At 71.1% G+C, this 13,032-nt stretch carries 14 protein-coding genes, 1 tRNA gene and 1 other RNA gene; 4 read left to right on the top strand and 12 right to left on the bottom strand.

The features are described from left to right. Positions 1–71 precede the first annotated feature (71 nt). The 4 genes from FLV34_RS19400 to FLV34_RS19415 form a co-directional block, all read right to left on the bottom strand. Positions 72–794 (bottom strand): DUF1684 domain-containing protein, encoded by a 723-nt coding sequence (locus FLV34_RS19400; RefSeq protein ID WP_147943736.1) that lies wholly within the window; start codon positions 792–794, stop codon positions 72–74. Positions 795–880: 86 nt separating this feature from the next. Then, positions 881–1,216, bottom strand: a complete 336-nt coding sequence (locus tag FLV34_RS19405; protein ID WP_142652224.1) for a YkvA family protein — start codon at positions 1,214–1,216, stop codon at positions 881–883. A 74-nt stretch (positions 1,217–1,290) separates the two neighbouring features. Continuing rightward, the gene (locus FLV34_RS19410) at positions 1,291–2,232 is read right to left on the bottom strand and encodes an LLM class F420-dependent oxidoreductase (protein WP_222709558.1); all 942 of its coding nucleotides are present in this window, start codon (positions 2,230–2,232) and stop codon (positions 1,291–1,293) included. Positions 2,233–2,305: 73 nt separating this feature from the next. Next, entirely contained in the window at positions 2,306–2,953 is a 648-nt protein-coding gene (locus tag FLV34_RS19415) for a TetR/AcrR family transcriptional regulator (RefSeq protein WP_244312735.1), read from the bottom strand. 154 nt (positions 2,954–3,107) lie between these two features. Between FLV34_RS19415 and FLV34_RS19420 the strand changes: the two genes are divergently transcribed. Next, positions 3,108–3,728 carry a hypothetical protein gene (locus tag FLV34_RS19420; protein WP_142652220.1) on the top strand — a complete coding sequence of 207 codons (621 nt, stop codon included), beginning with the start codon at positions 3,108–3,110 and terminating at the stop codon, positions 3,726–3,728. Positions 3,729–3,732: 4 nt separating this feature from the next. Here the strand turns inward: FLV34_RS19420 and FLV34_RS19425 are convergent, their stop codons facing one another. The 7 genes from FLV34_RS19425 to ffs all read right to left on the bottom strand — a co-directional run bounded on the left by FLV34_RS19425 (position 3,733) and on the right by ffs (position 10,224). Next, positions 3,733–4,830 carry an aspartate-semialdehyde dehydrogenase gene (locus FLV34_RS19425; protein ID WP_142652218.1) on the bottom strand — a complete coding sequence of 366 codons (1,098 nt, stop codon included), beginning with the start codon at positions 4,828–4,830 and terminating at the stop codon, positions 3,733–3,735. Next, on the bottom strand, positions 4,827–6,101 hold the full coding sequence (locus FLV34_RS19430; protein WP_142652216.1) for an aspartate kinase: 1,275 nt from the start codon (positions 6,099–6,101) through the stop codon (positions 4,827–4,829). The genes FLV34_RS19425 and FLV34_RS19430 overlap by 4 nt, the downstream gene beginning before the upstream one ends. Positions 6,102–6,199: 98 nt before the next feature. Then, positions 6,200–6,730, bottom strand: coding sequence for a DUF5063 domain-containing protein (locus tag FLV34_RS19435; protein ID WP_142652214.1), 531 nt, complete (start codon positions 6,728–6,730; stop codon positions 6,200–6,202). Beyond that, complete coding sequence (gene recR, locus FLV34_RS19440) at positions 6,723–7,322, bottom strand: recombination mediator RecR (RefSeq protein ID WP_142652212.1); 600 nt, start codon at positions 7,320–7,322, stop codon at positions 6,723–6,725. Before recR ends, FLV34_RS19435 begins: the two co-directional genes overlap by 8 nt. A gap of 3 nt (positions 7,323–7,325) precedes the next feature. Further along, positions 7,326–7,676 carry a YbaB/EbfC family nucleoid-associated protein gene (locus FLV34_RS19445; protein WP_030508658.1) on the bottom strand — a complete coding sequence of 117 codons (351 nt, stop codon included), beginning with the start codon at positions 7,674–7,676 and terminating at the stop codon, positions 7,326–7,328. Between the two features lie 177 nt (positions 7,677–7,853). Beyond that, the gene (locus FLV34_RS19450) at positions 7,854–10,085 is read right to left on the bottom strand and encodes a DNA polymerase III subunit gamma and tau (RefSeq protein ID WP_147943737.1); all 2,232 of its coding nucleotides are present in this window, start codon (positions 10,083–10,085) and stop codon (positions 7,854–7,856) included. A 43-nt stretch (positions 10,086–10,128) separates the two neighbouring features. Next, positions 10,129–10,224, bottom strand: an RNA gene (gene ffs / locus FLV34_RS19455) — signal recognition particle sRNA small type. Positions 10,225–10,310: 86 nt separating this feature from the next. Between ffs and FLV34_RS19460 the strand changes: the two genes are divergently transcribed. Further along, positions 10,311–10,396 (top strand) — tRNA-Ser (locus FLV34_RS19460). Between the two features lie 69 nt (positions 10,397–10,465). Here the strand turns inward: FLV34_RS19460 and FLV34_RS19465 are convergent. Beyond that, the gene (locus FLV34_RS19465) at positions 10,466–11,191 is read right to left on the bottom strand and encodes an SDR family oxidoreductase (RefSeq protein WP_142649479.1); all 726 of its coding nucleotides are present in this window, start codon (positions 11,189–11,191) and stop codon (positions 10,466–10,468) included. Between the two features lie 106 nt (positions 11,192–11,297). On the opposite strand from FLV34_RS19465, the gene FLV34_RS19470 reads away from it, so the two are divergent. Both FLV34_RS19470 and FLV34_RS19475 read left to right on the top strand, forming a co-directional pair. Next, the gene (locus FLV34_RS19470) at positions 11,298–12,146 is read left to right on the top strand and encodes a LysR family transcriptional regulator (protein ID WP_147943738.1); all 849 of its coding nucleotides are present in this window, start codon (positions 11,298–11,300) and stop codon (positions 12,144–12,146) included. Positions 12,147–12,171: 25 nt separating this feature from the next. Continuing rightward, a complete protein-coding gene (locus FLV34_RS19475; protein WP_147943739.1) occupies positions 12,172–13,029 on the top strand; it encodes an MBL fold metallo-hydrolase in 858 nt (285 codons plus the stop codon). The last annotated feature ends 3 nt before the right edge of the window (positions 13,030–13,032 follow it).

Raw genomic sequence — 13,032 nt, forward strand, 5'->3', positions numbered from 1 at the left:
TTCTCCTGGTCGGCGGCCATGCGGCCGCTTGGTGCTGTGAGTGAGAAGAAGGGGGGAGAAAGGGTGAGAGATCAGTGCGGCAGGAAGCCGTCACGGAAGACGGGGAGCTTCTCCCCCGCCTCGACGGGCACGTCCAACCGGTTCCGCGGCGGCGGCAGCGGACAGTTGTAGAAGGGCGAGAAGGCGCACGGCGGCGCGAAGGCACGGTTGAAGTCCAGGACGACACGGCCGCCGGGCTCGGGCTCCACCGTCAGGAACCGCCCGCCGCCGTACGTCGCCGAGCCGTTGGTGCGGTCGCCCACGACGAGGAGCAGCGTGCCCTCGTCGTCGAAGGCGGCCAGGTTGTACGGCGTGCCGTCGAGCGTGAAGGTGATGTCGCCGGGCACGGCGTGATCGCGGGTGCCGCCGGCGTCCTTGAGGTGCTCGAAGGGCAGCAGGCGCGTGTCGGACACCGGGGTGAAGACGGCCTCGATCACCCATTCGGGAGCGAACGGGAAGACGTCGATGGTCTCGAAGTGCCGGATGGCGGGCGACTCCGCGTCCCACAGCCGGATGCCGTGCTCGGGCTCGCCGGTCGCGATGTGGGTCCGCTCGATCCGCGTCGCCGTGACGCTCGGCGGCCGGCCGGCGAGGGCCTTCTCAAGGGACACCTCTTCACCCGGCGCCGGCCACAGGGTCTCCACCAGGGCCAGGTTGCCCAGCGGGGCCCGTACGGCGGCCAGCCGCTCCGCCCGCGACGCCTCCCACCCGGCTCGGGCGGCTTCGATCGTGGCTGCGGAGGCGCGTGAAGACATAGTGGTAATGCTCGTTTCGGTAGATCAGCACCTTTGGTGATGTTTGAGCATTACCCTACATTCTAGGTAGGATTATGACCAATTGATCACTTCACCGTGGTGCGGGGGTCCCTCTCCCACTCGACGAACTGGCCGCTCTCGCCGAGCAGCGCGGTCGCCAGCCAGAGGAACACGCCGAAGTCGTCCACGATTCCCAGACCGAGCAGGAAGTCGGGGATCACGTCGATGGGCGAGACGATGTAGGCCACGGCCATGCCGAGCATGGCGAGCTTGCCCTTGGTCAGGCCCCGATACTCGCCCTTCACCGCGGCGCGGAGCATCCGGGGCATGGCCCGCAGCCGGGCCGAAAGGCCCGGCGAACCGGGCTTGGAGACCTCGCGGTAGGCGCGCCAGGTGGCCGCCGCACGTCCTGCCTTCGCCATGAGGACACCTCCAGGGGGTCACCTCTGCCCGCTTTGCCCTCCGGTTAACGTACGGCGACGGCCACCAGGTTCCGTCAGGCTTCCGGCGCGAGCGCGCGTACGGTCTCGGCGAGCGGGAGATCGCCGCCCGCCAGCGGGGCCAGCACGGGCGTGTCCAGCCCGGCGGCCACGTACTCGCGCACCCGGGTCCGGCAGGTCGCCGGGTCGCCGTGCACGACGAGGTCGTCCACCACCTCGTCGGGGATCGCCTTCAGCGCGGCCTTCCGGTCCCCGGCCGCCCACGCCTCCTGCATGGGCCGCAGCAGCTCTCCCCGGCCCAGCCACTCGTGGAACGCCGCGTACACCGGCACGGTCAGATAGGCGGCCAGCAGCCGGCGGCCGATCTCGCGGGCCTTCGCCGTGTCTTCGGTCACGACCACGAACAGCCGCGCGGTCAGCTCGGTCTCCGGGCCCAGCTCGGCCCGGACCTTCCGTACGTCCTGCGGCGACAGCCAGTTGGTGATCGCGCCGTCGGCCTCGCGGGCGGCCAGGCGGAGCATCCCGGGCCGCAGCGCGGCCAGCACGATCTTCGGCGGCGTCGCGGGGGCCTTCTCCAGCCGGAATCCCTTGACGGCGAAGGTCTCGTAGCTTTCGCCGACCTTCTCCCCGGCCAGCGCCGCCCGCAGGAAGCGCAGGGTGTCGCGGACCCGCGCGTACGGCTTGTCGAACTCGCCGGCGTTCCAGTTGCCCACGATGACCGGGGACGACGCGCCGATGCCCAGCACGAACCTGCCGGGGGCGAGATCCGCCAGCGTGGCCGCCGACATGGCCAGCAGGGCCGGGCCGCGGGTGTAGACGGGGACGATCGCGGTGCCCAGGCGCAGGGACGGCGCCCACTCGGCCGCCAGGGCCAGCGGGACGAACCCGTCCGTGCCGCCCACCTCGGCCGACCACGCGTCGGTGTAGCCCAGTGCGGGCAACTCGGCGACGAGCTCCTTCGACTCGACCGGCGTCTGCCCGAAGAACGGAATCGTCATGCCCCAGCGGTCCACGGCCACCCCTCTCACGGTTGTGACCCGACCATACCAACCGGACGGTATGGAGTCTCGGTCACGCCCGAAGTTCGTGCACCACCTCGATCACTTCTCTGGCCACGCCCTTGATGCCGGGCAGATGCGACAGGCCGACCAGCCGGTCGACGAGCGGGACGACGCGGTCGATGAGCCGATAGGTGCGGGCGCAGCCGGGCGAGTTGTCGTGGACCCAGAACAGCACGACCCCCATCCACAGCAGCCACAGCAGTTCGGGAAGCTCCTCGCGCAGCTCGTCGTCCATCCGTCCGGCCGATCCCTCGACCACCTCCCGATAGAGCGCGATGGCCGACTCGCGGGCGGGCGCCGACTCGGCGCTGAACGGGCTGAGGGGATTGCTGGGCTCCGCCGCGTGCTTGAAGAACTTCACCGCGAACTCGTGGTAGGGCTCGGAGATCCGCACCCATTCCCGCAGCACGCCGCCGAGCCGCCCGGCGAACGACCTCTCGGCGGCGAACACCTCACGGCAGGCCGCCTCGTGCGTTTCCTGCGCGCGGTCGTAGTACGCCTGGATCAGCTGTTCCTTGGACCTGAAGTAGTAGTAGGCGTTGCCCACCGACACGCCGGCCTCCGCGGCGATGGCACGCATGGTGGTCGCTTCGTACCCCCGATCCCTGAACAACCGGAGGGCCGTCTCGACGATCTGCTCCCGTGTACTCTCGGCCACGCTCGTCACTGTACGGCTCGGGCCCGTGTCAGGTCATGAACCGACAAGATGATCCACGAGTCGCGGCAAACCACGTCGTGGCAGCGGGCAGGCCCTTACCCATGTGTGGCATTGAAGATCTCAGCCCCCGTCGTCGATAGAGGAAACGAGGCACGTGGAAGTCCGCCCGTCATGGCGGGGGCTGGCCGGCATCGGCACCGCCGTACTGATCTGCCTGCCCATGCAGCACACCAAGGACCCCCTCCCCCCTCCGTCACCCCCGCCCACTCCGGACGTGAGGGTGGAGGTCAAGGGAGAGATCTCCCTCCCGCCACTGCTGGCCGGCACGTTCATCGCCACGGTGAAGACCTGGAACACGACGGCGGCGGACGAGCGGATCGGCCACGAACGGGCGGCCGGCCTGCTGCTCGACGCCGGGGTGCGCCGGAAGTCGACCGGAGGCTGCACCGACCGCCGCCGCCCCTATTGCACGTCGCTGGAGGCGATCCGGTACGGCACGCTGATGCGCACCATCGACCTGCGGCGCGACAGCGGCTGCCCGGTGACGGTCACCGGCGGCACCGAGACCGGGCACGCCGACGGCCGCTACAGCCACGGCAACGGCTACAAGGTGGACCTCGCGCACAACCGGTGCCTCGACGCGTACATCACCGGCGTCTATCGCTACTGGCGCACGCGCGCCGACGGCGCGGCGCTTTACCGCGCCGCGCCGTCTGACGCTGGAGCCGATATATGGGCCGACGAGCCGACCCACTGGGACGTGCTGTTCCGGTGACGACCTACGCGAACTCGGTCGCGACCAGCGCGGCGATCTCCGCGGTGTTCAGCGCGGCGCCCTTGCGCAGGTTGTCGCCGCACAGGAACAGGTCGAGCGTGTTCGGGAAGTCGATCGCCTGGCGGATCCGCCCGACGTACGTCGGGTCGGTGCCCACCACGTCCGCCGGCGTGGGGAACACGCCGTTCGCGGGGTCGTCGAGCACCACGACGGTCGGCGCGGCGTCGAGGATCGCCCGGGCGCCGTCGACCGTGACCTCCCGCTCGAACGTCGCGTGGACGGCCAGCGAGTGGGTGGTCACCACCGGGACGCGCACGCAGGTCGCCGAGACCTTCAGGTCGGGAATGCCGAGGATCTTGCGCGACTCGTTGCGGACCTTCAGCTCCTCGGAGCTCCAGCCGCCGTCCTTGAGCGAGCCCGCGAACGGCACCACGTTGAGCGCCAGCGGGGCCGGGAACGGCGAGCCGGCCAGGTCGGGCACGGCCTTGCGCACGTCGCCCGCCACGGTGCCCATCGTCCGGTCGCCCGCGACGGCCTCCAGCTCGGCGTACAGCCGCTCCGGCCCGGCCACCCCGGCGCCGGACACCGCCTGGTAGGAGGCGACGACCAGCTCGCGCAGGCCATACTCGCGGTGCAGGGCGCCCATCGCGGCCATCATCGACAGCGTGGTGCAGTTGGGGTTCGAGATGATCCCCTTGGGCCGGTTGCGGGCCTGCTCGGGGTTGCACTCGGGCACCACCAGCGGCACGTCCGGGTCCATCCGGAAGGCGCCGGAGTTGTCCACGGCCACCGCGCCGCGCGAGGCGGCGATCGGCGCCCACTCGGCGGAGACCTCGTCGGGCACGTCGAACATCGCGATGTCGACGCCGTCGAACGCCTCCGGCGACAGCGCCTGGACGACGACGTCCTCGCCGCGCACGCTCAGCACCTTGCCCGCCGACCGCGGCGAGGCGATCAGCCGGATCTCGCCGTACGCGTCGGACAGGTCGGTGCGGCCGGTCAGGATGTCGAGCATGACGGTGCCGACGGCACCGGTCGCGCCGACAACGGCAAGTGTGGGCTTGCGGCGGGAGGCCTCTGCCTGCTCGCTGCGCTCGCTCATCGTCCGGTACCTCCGTAGACAACGGCCTCGACCTGGTCGGCGTCGAGGTCGAACGCGCGGTGGGCGGCGGCGACCGCGGTGTCCACCTCGTTCTGTCCCACGACGACGGAGATGCGGATCTCCGAGGTCGAGATCATCTCGATGTTCACCCCGGCGTCGGCCAGCGCGCCGAAGAACTTGGCGGTGACACCCGGGTGCGAGCGCATGCCCGCACCGATCAGGGAGACCTTGCCGATCTGGTCGTCGTACAGCAGCGACTCGAAGGCGACCTGGTTCTGGATCTTCTTCAACGCCGTGAGGGCCGTCTGGCTGTCGTTGGCCGGGAGCGTGAAGGAGATGTCGGTGCGACCGGTCGCCGCGGCCGACACGTTCTGGACGATCATGTCGATGTTGATCTCGGCGTCCGCCAGCGTGCGGAAGATCGCGGCCGCCTCGCCGACCTTGTCGGGCACCCCGACCACAGTGATCTTGGCCTCGCTCCGGTCGTGCGCGACCCCGGAGATGATGGGCTGCTCCACTTCGGTTCCTTCGCTGTAGGGGTCGGAGACGACCCAGGTGCCTTCCCTCGTGCTGAACGAGCTTCTGACGTGGATGGGCAGGTCGAACCTGCGGGCGTACTCCACGCAGCGCAGATGCAGGATCTTCGCGCCGCAGGCGGCCATCTCCATGGCCTCCTCGTAGGAGATCCGCGGGATCTGCCGTGCCGTACGGACGATGCGGGGATCGGCGGTGTAGATGCCGTCCACGTCGGTGTAGATCTCGCAGACGTCCGCGCCGAGCGCCGCCGCGAGCGCGACGGCCGTGGTGTCCGACCCGCCCCGGCCCAGCGTCGTGATGTCCTTGCTGTCCTGGGAGACGCCCTGGAACCCGGCCACGATCGCGATCTGGCCGGAGGCCACGGCCTCCTGGATGCGGCCCGGCGTCACATCGATGATGCGCGCCTTGCCGTGCGTCGAGTCGGTGATCACGCCGGCCTGCGACCCGGTGAAGCTGCGCGCCTCGTGACCGAGGTTGGCGATCGCCATCGCGAGCAGCGCCATCGAGATCCGCTCACCCGAGGTCAGCAGCATGTCGAGCTCGCGGCCGGGCGGCAGCGGCGACACCTGCTGGGCGAGGTCGAGCAGCTCGTCGGTCGTGTCGCCCATCGCGGAGACCACCACCACGACGTCGTTGCCCGCTTTTTTCGTCGCGACGATCCGCTGGGCGACCCGCTTGATGCAGGACGCGTCGGCTACGGAGGAACCACCGTACTTTTGCACAACGAGCGCCACTGGAATCTCCAACGAATCAGGACGTGGAGCTCACAGTGTACTTGGACGTCCCAAACTGAGACCGGCACCGACCAGCATGTGGACGCCCCGCGGTCCGGTCAGACCGTGGTGCCCTCTTCCACCACGTCGAGCCGGGTGTGCGCGACCAGCGCCTGCAGCGCCCGCAGCGCCGCGCCCGCGTGGTTGCCCCAGGTGTTGAAGTAGGAGTACTGCCACCACCACAGCGCCTCAAGCGGACGGCCCGCCTGGTAGTGCCGCAGCCCGTGGATCAGGTCGGCTGCAACAGCCGCGAGGTCGTCCGACAGCCGGTAGGGCGTGACCACGGTGTCCTTGTAGGGGTCGAACACCTCGGCGTAGTCGTCCACCGGGGCGAGGCGGGCGGCGAGAGCCGTACGGAGGGGATCGATGTCGGGGTCCTCGCTCAGCGCGGGCTCGACGTTGCCCTGGAGGATCACGTCCTGGGCGGCCCCGAGCTGGGTGCCCGCGAGGCTGACCTGGGCCACTTCCACCAGGAGGAGCGGCAGCGTCGCGTCGCCGCCCTCACCGCCGGCCAGGCGGGTGAGGCCGTCGATGAAGTTCTGCGCGTGTCCGGCGACGCGTGCGGCCAGGTCGTTCCACTCGTCAGACATCCAGCAGCCTCCGTCCTTCGAAAGCGCGGCCCAGAGTGACCTCGTCGGCGTACTCGAGATCACCGCCCACAGGCAGACCGCTGGCCAGTCGGGTCACTTTCAATCCCAGGGGCTTGACGAGCCTGGCCAGGTAGGTGGCCGTCGCCTCGCCCTCGAGGTTCGGGTCGGTCGCGAGGATGAGCTCGGTCACCTGGCCGTCGGCCAGCCGGGTCATCAGCTCGCGGATCTTCAGGTCGTCCGGGCCGACGCCGTCGATCGGGCTGATCGCCCCGCCGAGCACGTGGTAACGACCACGGAACTCGCGGGTCCGCTCGATCGCCACCACGTCCTTCGACTCCTCGACCACGCAGATGACGTGCGGGTCACGCCGCGCGTCGCGGCAGATCCGGCACTGCTCCTCTTCGGCCACGTTTCCGCACACGCGGCAGAAGCGCACCTTCTCCTTCACTTCGAGCAGCGCGTGCGCGAGCCGCTTGACGTCGGCCGGATCGGCCGCGAGGAGGTGGAACGCGATCCGCTGCGCGCTCTTGGGACCGACGCCGGGCAGCAGCCCGAGCTCGTCGATCAGGTTCTGGACGACCCCTTCGTACATGCTCTAGAACCCCGGCAGCTGGCCGCCGAGGCCGCCCCCGAGTCCCTGCGCGAGCGGGCCGAGCTTCTCCTGCTGCAGTTCCCCCGCGGCGCGTACGGCGTCCCGCACGGCGGCGAGCACGAGGTCCGCGATCGTCTGCGCGGTCTCCTCCGGGTCGCTCGCGTCGATGGCCAGCGGGCTGATCTCGAGGTCGAGAAGCTCTCCGCTGCCGTTGACGGTGGCGACGACCAGGCCGCCTCCGGCACTGCCCTCGACCTCGGCGTCGCTGAGCTCCTGCTGCGCGGTGACGAGCTGCTGCTGCATCAGCTGAGCCTGCTCCAGCAACTGCTGGAGGTTGACATCCCCTGGGTTCACGATGGTTGCGCTCCTCAGCGTCCAGCGACGTGTTCGTCGCGACCGAGCCTACGGCGTCCGCCCCCGTTTCCGCACCGGCGTGCGTACGTGTTCCGCGCCGGGTCGCGGGCGGGCGGACACCGGTTACCCCACCAGTCTCCGTCCATGCGGCCGCCGTTCTTCAGGCAGGGACGGCGCTCAGGAGTGGTCGATCTCCTCGATGATGCGGCCGCCCAGCTCGCGCTGGATCAGGGCCATGCCCGACAGCTCGCTGACGTCCGCGTCGTCGTCGTTGAGCGGGTCCACGTCGTCGTCCGGACGGGAGGATCCGCTCTTGCCACGGCCGGGCACCGTCTCCGGCCAGGCCTGTCGGGGGCCGGTCTGGGCGGCGGCCCTGGCCGCCGAGCGCGCCGCGGCCAGCCCGGGGCTCGGCGCGGACCGCGGCGCCGGACCCGAGGCCGAGGACGGCGACGGCGCGTCGTAGTCGTCGGACGGCGCGTCGGGCCACGTCTCGTCGGTCGTGCCCGCGGGCGACGCCGCGGGTGCGGCGGCCTTCCGCTCCGGAGCCGGGGCGGCCTTGGGAGCGGCGGCCGGCGCGGGCGCGGGAGCCGCCGCGGCGGGCGGGGCGGTGGGTGCCGTTGGCGCGGGAGACGGCGCAGGGGACGGCGCAGGAGACGGGGCGGGCGGCTGCGGACCGGACGGCCCGCGCGTGGCGGGACCGGCCGGGCCGGGGCCCGAACCGCCGACGACGACGTCGACGCGCCAGGTGCCGCCGAGCACGTCGCCGAGCGCGGCGGCCACCACCTCGTCGCGCTTGCCCTTGAGGAAGCCCTGCACGTCGCCCGGCTTCTCGAAGCCGACGGTCACGACGTTGCCCTCGACGCCGAGCAGCCTGCCCTGCGCGTTGAGGATCATCCAGGCCACCCGCTGGCGGTTCTTGATCGCTTCGAGCACCTGGGGCCAGGCCTGCTGCACCGGCCCGCCGCCCGCGGCGGGGGCCTGGGCCTGCTGCGCCTGTGGAGGCGGCGTCGCCGCCCCGGCGCCGGGCCGTACGGGGGTCGGCCAGTCGTCGGCCGCCGGAGCCGGTGCCGAGGTAGGAGCCGGGGCCGGTGTAGGAGCCGGTGCGGCGGGCGCGGGCGGTGGAGCAACGGGAGCCTGCGGAGCCGTGGACGCCGGTGGCACTGTGGACACCGGTGGCACTGTGGACACCGGTGGCACTGTGGACGCCGGAGGCACTGCGGGCATCGGCGGCGCGATGGTGTGGGTCCCGGCCGCGACCCCGCGTTCCAGCCGTTCGAGCCGGGTCAGCAGCGCCGCCTCGCCCTGGTCGGCGCCGGGCAGCAGCACGCGGGCGCACATCAGCTCCAGCAGCAGCCGGGGGGAGGTAGCGCCGCGCATCTCGGTCAGCCCGGCGTTGAACACCTCGGCCGCCCGGGTCAGCTCGGCGGGGCCCATCGACGCCGCCTGCGCCTGCAGGCGCTCCAGCTCGTCGGCCGGCCGGTCGAGCAGGCCGCTGCCCGCCGCCTCGGGGACGTTGGAGAGGATCACCAGGTCACGGAAGCGTTCGAGCAGGTCCGTGGCGAAGCGGCGCGGGTCGTGACCGCCCTCGATCACCCGGTGCACGGCCTGGAACACGGCCGCGCCGTCCCGCTTGGCGAACGCGTCGACCACCTCGTCCAGCAGGTCGCCGTCGGTGTAGCCGAGCAGGGACACCGCCCGCTGATAGGTGATGCCGGACTCGTCGGCGCCCGCGAGAAGCTGGTCGAGGATCGACAGGGTGTCCCGGGCCGATCCCGCGCCCGCCCGTACGACCAGCGGTAACGCGGCCGGCTCGTACGGCACCGATTCGGAGTCGAGGATCTCCTCCATGAGGCGGCGCAGGGTCGCGGGCGGCATCAGCCGGAAGGGGTAGTGGTGGGTGCGGGACTTGATCGTCCCGATGACCTTCTCCGGCTCGGTGGTCGCGAAGACGAACTTGAGGTGCGGCGGCGGCTCCTCCACCAGCTTCAGCAGCGCGTTGAAGCCCTCACGGGTGACCATGTGGGCCTCGTCGATGATGTAGATCTTGTAGCGCGCCGAGACGGGAGCGAAGAAGGCCCGCTCACGCAGGTCGCGGGCGTCGTCCACACCGCCGTGCGACGCCGCGTCGATCTCGATGACGTCGAGGTGGCCGGGCCCGGTGGGGGCCAGCGCGACGCACGACTCGCACTCCCCGCAGGGGTCGGGCGTGGGGCCCTTCTCGCAGTTCAGCGACCGGGCGAGGATGCGGGCGCTGGAGGTCTTGCCGCAGCCGCGCGGGCCGCTGAAGAGATAGGCGTGGTGAATCCGGCCGCTGCGCAACGCCTGGCGCAACGGGTCGGTGACGTGCTCCTGCCCCTTGACCTCGGCGAATGTCCCTGGCCTGTACTTGCGGTACAGCGCAAGACTCATGCCGCCTCCTCGAAGGGTCGACCCGGCCGGAGTACCCCGCTAACGGAGAGACCCCTCGCACACCCGCCAGAGCCCGCTTATCCTTGCTGCCTTCCGGCCCTGGGGAGGTTCACAGGATGACGCCGCGCGAGGGGTCCGTTGCACAGTCTAGCCACTCGGCGGCCGTGCGCGGGCCGTCGAGACAACAGTCGAAACCACGCCGGAAAGTGGGCTAAGCTGTCCGACGGAGGATTCGCCTAGTTGGCCTAGGGCGCACGCTTGGAAAGCGTGTTGGGGGCAACCCCTCAGGAGTTCGAATCTCCTATCCTCCGCGCAGTTGGTTGAGCAGCAAAACGCGAAAGGCCCGGTCGATCCAGCCGGGCCTTTCGCGTATCCGGGATTCACCAGGGGATCGGCCCGGCGTCGTCGAAGAACCCGCCGGTCGGGCCGTCGTCGGGCAGGGTCGCCAGCTTGATCGCGATCGCCGCGCCCTGTTCTGGCGTACGGACGCCGCGGAAGCCGTTCAGGTCGGTCGCGCAGAACCCCGGGCAGCCGGCGTTGATCAGGATGTTCGTGTCGCTCAGCTCCTTGGCGTACTGCACGGTGACGGCGTTGAGGAACGTCTTCGAGGGCGCGTACGCCGCGGAGATCGGGCCCGTTTCGGCGCCCGGAGCGCTCTGCCGGGTCAGCGAGCCGACGGTGCTGGACATGTTCACGATCCGCGGGGATGCCGAGCGGCGCAGCAGCGGCAGCATCGCGTTGGTGACGCGGATGACGCCGATCACGTTGGTCTCCACGACCGCCCGCATCGTGGCGGGGTCCACCGTGGTGGGCGTCTGCGGCATGCCCCCGGTGACCGCCGCGTTGTTGACGAGCACGTCGAGACGTCCCGCGCGCTCCTCGATCAACTCGGCGGCGGCGGCCACGCTCGCGTCGTCGGTCACGTCGAGCGGCACGCCGAACGCGTCGACCCCCGCCGAGCGCAGCTTCTCCACCGCGGACTCGCGACGCTCGTCGTCCCGGGCGCCGACGCCGACACTCCAGCCGAGGGCGCCGAGGCCGGCCGCGATCTCGAATCCGATCCCCTTGTTCGCGCCGGTGACCAGCGCGATCGTCTGTTCGCTCATGCGTCTCATCCTGGGCGCGACCCCGCCGGAACCTCCAACACCGTTTGGTCCACCATCGATACCTCGCGGGTATCGATCCCGTGCTCCCCGGAGATAGCGTGGCGGCATGGAGACGCGGGAGCTGCGGTATTTCGTCACCGTCGCCGAGGAGCTGCACTTCGGACGGGCCGCGCAACGGCTCGGGATCGCGCAGCCGCCGCTGTCACGGGCGATCGGCCGGCTCGAACGGCGGCTCGGCGTGGCGCTGTTCGAGCGCACGAGCCGCTCGGTCGCGCTGACCGAGGCCGGGTCGGTGCTGCTGCAGGAGGGCAGGGCGGCCCTCGACGCGGTCGAGGCCGCCGAGCGCCGCACCCGCCGCACCGCGCTCGCCGCGACCGGCAGCCCCGGCCTGGTCCTCGTCACGAAGGCCGGTGCGGCCGGCGAGCTGCTGCCCAAGCTGCTCGACGCGTACGCCGCCGAGCCCGGCGCGGTCGCGGTCGACGTGCTGTTGTGCGGCATCGGCGAGCAGGAGCGGCTGCTGCGCGACGGGCGGGCCGACGTGGCGCTGCTGCACCGGCCGTTCGACTCGGCGTCGGGATTCGACACCGAGGAGCTGCGTACGGAGGGGCAGGTGGCCGTCCTGCCGGCCGGGCATCCCCTGTCCTCCCGGCCACATGTGCTGATGGCCGACGTCACCGCCCTGCCCGGACTGCCGCTGCCGCGCTGGCCCAACGTCGACGGCACCTATCCGGACGGTCCCGGTCCGCAGGTCCGCGATCACACGCAGCTTCTCCAGACGATCATCCTCGGCCGGGCCGTGGCGGTGCTGCCGGAGTCGACCCGGGCCTATCTGCCTCCCGACCTCGCCGCGGTGCCGGTGCTGGACGCCCCGAAGGTGACGACGCTGATCGCGTGGCCGCCGCACAGCCGCTCGCAGGCCGTCGCCGGGTTGGTCCGGGCCGCCACCCGTCTCTAGATCGTGTCCCCCTAGGGTGGGCCGCATGGAACTGATCGACTTCCCGGCGAGTCCGCGTGCGGGAGACCTCGACGTCCGGTGGATCCACGGCTCGGAGTCGGCCAAGCACAACACCGACCCCGACATCCAGGTGCACCGCTACGACGAGCACACGTACGTCCTGCGCCAGAACAAGGCGATCAACTACGAGGCGCCCTTCATGTTCCTGATGTTCGGGAACACCCGGGCGCTCCTGCTCGACACCGGCGCGACCGCCTCACCCGCGTACTTCCCGCTGCGCCGGACGGTGGACGAGATCGTGGACCGCTGGCTGGCCGATCACCCCCGCGAGGACTACGGGCTCGTCGTCGCCCACACGCACGGCCACGGCGACCACATCGCGGGCGACGGCCAGTTTCGCGACCGCCCGCACACGGTGATCGTGGACCCCGCGCCGGAGCGCGTACGCGAGTTCTTCGGCCTCGGCGACGATCTCGACGTTCTCGGGTCCGTCGACCTGGGCGGCCGCGTCCTGGACGCGGTGGCGAGCCCCGGGCACCACAAGGCGGCGGTGACCTTCTACGACCGCGCCACCGGCCTGCTGCTGACCGGTGACACCGTCTATCCCGGGCGGCTGTACGTCGCCGACTGGCCGGCGTTCGAGCAGACCATCGACCGCCTGGTGAAGTTCGCCGAGGCCCGCCCCCTCACCCACGTGCTCGGCTGCCACATCGAGATGACCACCACGCCGGGCGAGGACTACCCGATCCGCACCACCTATCAGCCCGACGAGCCGCCGCTCCAGATGACGGTGGAGCACCTGCGGCGGATCCGCGACGCGGTGGCGGAGATCGGCGGACGGCCCGGCGTGCACGTCTATCCCGAGTTCATCGTCTACGCGTAGCGC

Origin of the sequence: Microbispora sp. CSR-4 (genome assembly GCF_008033685.1) — a bacterium.
Lineage (GTDB): Bacteria > Actinomycetota > Actinomycetes > Streptosporangiales > Streptosporangiaceae > Microbispora.

Coding starts and splice junctions, on each gene's coding strand:
- FLV34_RS19425 (WP_142652218.1), bottom strand. CDS start 4,830: ATGAGCGAGCGCAGCGAGCAGGCAGAGGCCTCCCGCCGCAAGCCCACA.
- FLV34_RS19475 (WP_147943739.1), top strand. CDS start 12,172: ATGGAACTGATCGACTTCCCGGCGAGTCCGCGTGCGGGAGACCTCGAC.
- FLV34_RS19450 (WP_147943737.1), bottom strand. CDS start 10,085: ATGAGTCTTGCGCTGTACCGCAAGTACAGGCCAGGGACATTCGCCGAG.
- FLV34_RS19405 (WP_142652224.1), bottom strand. CDS start 1,216: ATGGCGAAGGCAGGACGTGCGGCGGCCACCTGGCGCGCCTACCGCGAG.
- FLV34_RS19435 (WP_142652214.1), bottom strand. CDS start 6,730: ATGTCTGACGAGTGGAACGACCTGGCCGCACGCGTCGCCGGACACGCG.
- recR (WP_142652212.1), bottom strand. CDS start 7,322: ATGTACGAAGGGGTCGTCCAGAACCTGATCGACGAGCTCGGGCTGCTG.
- FLV34_RS19465 (WP_142649479.1), bottom strand. CDS start 11,191: ATGAGCGAACAGACGATCGCGCTGGTCACCGGCGCGAACAAGGGGATC.
- FLV34_RS19470 (WP_147943738.1), top strand. CDS start 11,298: ATGGAGACGCGGGAGCTGCGGTATTTCGTCACCGTCGCCGAGGAGCTG.
- FLV34_RS19400 (WP_147943736.1), bottom strand. CDS start 794: ATGTCTTCACGCGCCTCCGCAGCCACGATCGAAGCCGCCCGAGCCGGG.
- FLV34_RS19410 (WP_222709558.1), bottom strand. CDS start 2,232: ATGACGATTCCGTTCTTCGGGCAGACGCCGGTCGAGTCGAAGGAGCTC.